The sequence below is a fragment of the Blautia sp. ZXY-1-C6 genome (assembly GCF_056339875.1).
Genome location: NZ_JBWJVQ010000093.1, coordinates 1 through 4,999 on the forward strand (window position 1 = coordinate 1; position 4,999 = coordinate 4,999).

The window sequence follows — 4,999 nt, forward strand, 5'->3', positions numbered from 1 at the left end:
CACCAGATAGAAACAGTGAAAAGTATAAATCACCATCAGGGTAAGATCTACACATACTTGGATAATTCTACAATTACATTAATCATATGCCTTACTCGGCTCCTCTTTTAAAATGTCCCTTTGTATATTCCCGTTTCGGAGGATTCTTCCCATCACGATAAACAGCTCTGAACTCTTCATATATCTTCACCGCATCCTGAGGCTTCTCAATGGTAAATGCAAGTCTCAGGGAAGAGACACCAAGTCTGTCTATCTGTGATTTCTCTTTCAACAGGCCGTAAGGGATACTGTTGTAAATGATATTATAGCAGGGTATACAGAAATCTGTATTCTCAGTTTTCCATGGGTTACATATACATTTCGCCGTAAATTCTTTATCGTAACGGTCTTTTAAAGTTACCCCTTCTTCCTTATGATTACATCCGTAAAGATTTTTATGCACACACTGGGCCGATATCATAAGAGGCAGATATCCGTAGATCAGCATCTCGCTGTCCCGGTTATCTCTGTGGCGGATTTCCCCTTCGTTCAGCTCAAGCGGTACCGTATTTCTGAGGACTTTCTGATCTTTCCAGAAATCAGCAGCTTCATCATTCCATGTATACATACTGTGATCCAGAACACATTTCTCAGCCAGACCTGCCTTTCGCAGAACTGCAAAAGTCTCCAGATTTCTTACCAGAAATCCTGTCATTCCTCTGTCCATCCACTCTCTGATCCTGGTAAGAAGCTCCCGGGGCATCTCACCTCTCATAATATGCGGAAGAGACAGATACATCTCCATTCCTCTGCTTACACAGTCATCCAGGCAGACCTCCATGGCATCAGCGTTCAGATACATTCCATGTATCCCCTCTCTTTTATATAACGCCAGTGCAGTGGATTTTTCTTCACAGGAAATATAAATCGGAAGATTTTTCTGCTTTGGCGAATCTGCTTTTCTTCCGGCATCCTCTGATAAGCGTTTCTTCCCATTATTTTCTTCTCTCTTATATGGTTTGAGCAATTCATTTTCCAGCGATTCCAGTGCCTCTCTTCTCGCCTCATTCAGCATTTTCATCGGGATAAAAATATTCTCATCCATCTGGATTTCCAGATTTTCCCACTCATATTCTGTATTTCCAAGCTTCTCCATCTGTGAACGGATGCGCTCTTCTGTCAGCGGCTGGTTCTGCGCATACTGTACCTCACCCACAGACGCAAATCCATGGATTCCCCTGCATGACACATCCAGTATAGCAGGACTTCCTGGAAAAAGAATGAATGTTCCCTGAATTTTTTCTTTCTTTTTTCTTAATACAGGACTGACATCTCCTGTTTTCTTCTCATTACTGAATGCCATCATGGACGGACCATTCTGCATCTGATAATAACCGGTACAGGAACCTCCCCTGTTAAACAGATCCAGCAGATATCTCTTATCCTCCTCTGCTACCCTGTAATTCTCAGCTCCCTTCTCAAAAAGAAGATCCAGGTACTTCCGATATACAGAAGTTACCCCTGCTGTATATCCCGGCTGCTTCATCCTGCCCTCTATCTTAAGAGAAGTAACACCAACCTCCAGAATCTGCGGAAGAATCTCTATCGTAGAAATATCTTTCAGACTCAGAGGACATAGTTCTTGCGCTTTCCTTTTCTCTGACCGTCTGCCATTTTCCCCGCAACAAAGCGCCGTCTGGTAAGGCAGACGGCAAGGCTGTGCACACCTTCCTCTGTTACCGCTTCTTCCACCCAGGATACTGCTCATCAGGCACTGTCCCGAATAACTGTAACATAAAGCTCCATGGACAAAAGATTCAATCTCGATAGGACTTGTCTCATGCATCCTCCGGATTTCCTCAAGGGAAAGCTCTCTGGCAGTTACCACTCTGGAAGCACCCTGTTCTTCCAGAAACTTCATCCCCTCCGGACCTGTCACAGTCATCTGCGTGCTGGCATGAAGATGCATACCCGGAAACATCTCCCTGATCATCTTAAACACACCCATATCCTGAACGATCACCGCATCCAGACCTTCCTTATAATATGGAAGCAGATAATCATACAACTGTTCAGACAGTTCCCTGTTCTTCAACAGCGTATTCACTGTCAGATAAAGTTTCCTGCCATGGATATGAGCAGTATCAATGGCACGCAAAAGCTCTTCCTCTCCGAAATTCTTCGCATAAGCCCGCGCGCCAAAGGCTGCTCCCCCTACATAAACCGCATCTGCACCTGCACCGATCGCTGCCTCAAATCCCTCATAGGAACCGGCAGGTGCCAGAAGTTCAATCTCTTCTCTTTTCAATTCTATACCTCACGTTTTCTATAACAGTCATCTTAAATGCATTATTTATGAGCATTGCTATAATATTCAAATCGAATACATATGAAACAAATCATAAAGGGGAAATCACCGAAGTAATCCCCCCTCTATTATTTCAGCAGCTCATCAATCTGCTTTTCCAGTTCCTTATTCTTTCCCTCCAGAAGGCTCTTCTGTTCCAGGGCTTCCTGTTCATGCTTCTGCGCTTCCTCAATCTGCATACGAAGCGAGATCAGCTCATGCTTCAGATCATACATCTCCTGATCCTTCTGCTGTAAATCCTGTTCAAAAACCTCCGCCTGTTTCTTTGCCTTAAAATAGTCATCTGTAATATTCAGGCTGATAAGTGTATGCTTGGTCTCCATGGGCTGTCTGCTGTAACCCGGCATAGCACTTAACTCATCCATCTTTTTATTTATATAGGATGCTACTTTCTGAAAATATTCTTCCGATTCATAGCCTCCCAGCGTAATAATCTTACCACCTATGATTACCTTTGCTGTATTTTTGACCGCCATCCGTACGAGCCTCCTGTATCTTCCTTCAATCTGCCCGGAACCCCGGACATTTACTTCATTATACTCGAAAGCAGTCGAAATGTATAGGAATTTTTAAAAAACTTTTACTTTTTTATATTTTTACACCCTTAACTTCAGTTTTTCTCCGGCATCTGATAGCCCAGATGCTCATACGCAAGCGCCGATGCCATACGTCCTCTCGGCGTACGGTTCAGGAATCCATTCTGCAGCAGATAAGGCTCATACACATCCTCCAGCGTACCGGAATCCTCCCCTATCGCCGCAGCCAGAGTCTCCAGTCCCACAGGACCACCCTGAAAATTCACGATCATAGTCTGAAGAATCCTTCTGTCAATCTTATCCAGACCATACTGATCCACTTCCAGAAGATTCAGCGCAAAACACGCCACATCATAAGTAATCCGTCCATCATACTTCACCTGCGCAAAATCACGAACCCTCTTCAGCAGACGGTTGGCAAGCCTCGGAGTTCCCCTGGATTCCTTGGCAATCTCAGCCGCACCCTTCTCATCAATCTCCACTCCAAGAACCTGAGCAGAACGGATAATGATCGTCTTAAGCTCCTCATGAGTATAAAACTCCAGATGATGCATCACACCAAAACGGTCACGAAGAGGTGCAGACAGAAGTCCTGCCCTGGTAGTCGCCCCCACCAGTGTAAACTTCGGCAGATCCAGACGTATAGACCTGGCAGAAGCTCCCTTCCCGATCATAATATCAATAGCATAATCCTCCATAGCAGGATAAAGGACCTCCTCCACCTGCCTGTTCAGGCGGTGGATCTCATCCACAAACAGAATATCTCCCTCCTGCAGATTATTAAGGATCGCAGCCATCTCCCCCGGCTTCTCAATAGCCGGCCCGGAAGTCACCTTCATATGAACCCCCATCTCATTGGCAATAATCCCCGAAAGAGTAGACTTACCAAGCCCCGGAGGACCATAAAACAAAACATGATCCAACGCATCATGCCTCTGCTTCGCAGCCTCTATATAAACCTTCAAAGTACTCTTGGTCTTCTCCTGACCAATATAATCATCCAACGTCTGCGGCCGGAGATTCCCCTCCAGAGAAAAATCCTCCTCCGTCACATCCGTAGTTATAATACGTTTCTCCATCTGTTACCCATCCTAACCTATAACAATTCTATAACAATACAGGCAATCCAATCTACCAGAGCGTAAAGTCCTGCTTCAGTTAAAAATTCTTCAGTGCAGCCTTCAAAAGACCTTCCACATCATCCGGCGGCACATCCGTAACCTTACGCACCGCCCGAAGCGCATCCGCACTGCTGTATCCCAGCGCAACCAGAGCCTCAACAGCTTCCTGCCTGCCATCCGAAACCTCACCGGCTCCCACTGCTGCCCTCTCCTGCTCATGAGCCAGCTTCAATTCAAACGCATCCTCCAGCTTCATCTTATCCTTCAGCTCAAGAATCAGCTTCTGAGCCGTCTTCTTCCCGATACCCGGAGCCTTCGACAACGTCTTCACATCATCCGAAAGAATTGCAAACCTCAATTCATCCGCCGTAATCCCCGCCAGAACCCCCAGCGCAGCCTTCGGCCCCACACCATTCACGCCAAGAAGCAGCTTAAACATCTGCAGATCATCCTTAGCCCTGAACCCATACAGCTTCATGGCATCCTCTCTCACACTAAAATAAGTATGGACCTTCACATCCTCCCCCATACGAATCTCAGACAAATCTGCCCCCGTCATATATATCTCATAACCAATCCCCCCGGCCTCAACAACCACCGAGCTCTCAGTCATATCCACAGCCATTCCATGAACAAACGCAATCATGATACATCCTCCGTCCCAAATTCATCACTTCCGATTCATCATACCACATCCCACCCCATAACGCAAACATATATTCGCATCCCTTAATCGAAAAAAAGAACCGCCATGCCTTCACACAGCAGTTCTTCCTCCCATTACTGAATAATATGTCTCGGACAAACCTCTTTACAAGCCCCACAATTCGTACACTTACTATAATCAATATGCGCACAGAAATTATCAACCGTAATCGCCCCATTCGGGCAAGTCTTCTCACACTTCTTACATCCAGATACCTACTGAAGCGGCGCACGAAAAACGCGAAAGCGTTTCACGATAAATGCGAAAACATCAGAGGTACTTTCCTGGA

Annotated in this window: 4 protein-coding genes and 1 pseudogene; all 5 read right to left on the reverse strand. The window is 45.8% G+C overall.

All coding sequences use genetic code 11. From position 1 onward, the window contains the following. Nucleotides 1-91: 91 nt before the first annotated feature. A complete protein-coding gene (locus tag AC075J_RS03475; RefSeq protein WP_022380996.1) occupies nucleotides 92-2,287 on the reverse strand; it encodes a U32 family peptidase in 2,196 nt (731 codons plus the stop codon). A gap of 128 nt (nucleotides 2,288-2,415) precedes the next feature. Next, complete coding sequence (locus tag AC075J_RS03480) at nucleotides 2,416-2,823, reverse strand: cell division protein ZapA (protein WP_008704329.1); 408 nt, start codon at nucleotides 2,821-2,823, stop codon at nucleotides 2,416-2,418. Between the two features lie 134 nt (nucleotides 2,824-2,957). Then, nucleotides 2,958-3,962, reverse strand: a complete 1,005-nt coding sequence (gene ruvB / locus AC075J_RS03485; protein WP_476390006.1) for a Holliday junction branch migration DNA helicase RuvB — start codon at nucleotides 3,960-3,962, stop codon at nucleotides 2,958-2,960. Nucleotides 3,963-4,041: 79 nt separating this feature from the next. Beyond that, nucleotides 4,042-4,650, reverse strand: a complete 609-nt coding sequence (ruvA, locus tag AC075J_RS03490) for a Holliday junction branch migration protein RuvA (RefSeq protein WP_022380995.1) — start codon at nucleotides 4,648-4,650, stop codon at nucleotides 4,042-4,044. 134 nt (nucleotides 4,651-4,784) lie between these two features. Next, nucleotides 4,785-4,919, reverse strand: a pseudogene (locus tag AC075J_RS03495) (4Fe-4S binding protein); the annotation flags it as partial. Nucleotides 4,920-4,999: the final 80 nt, after the last annotated feature.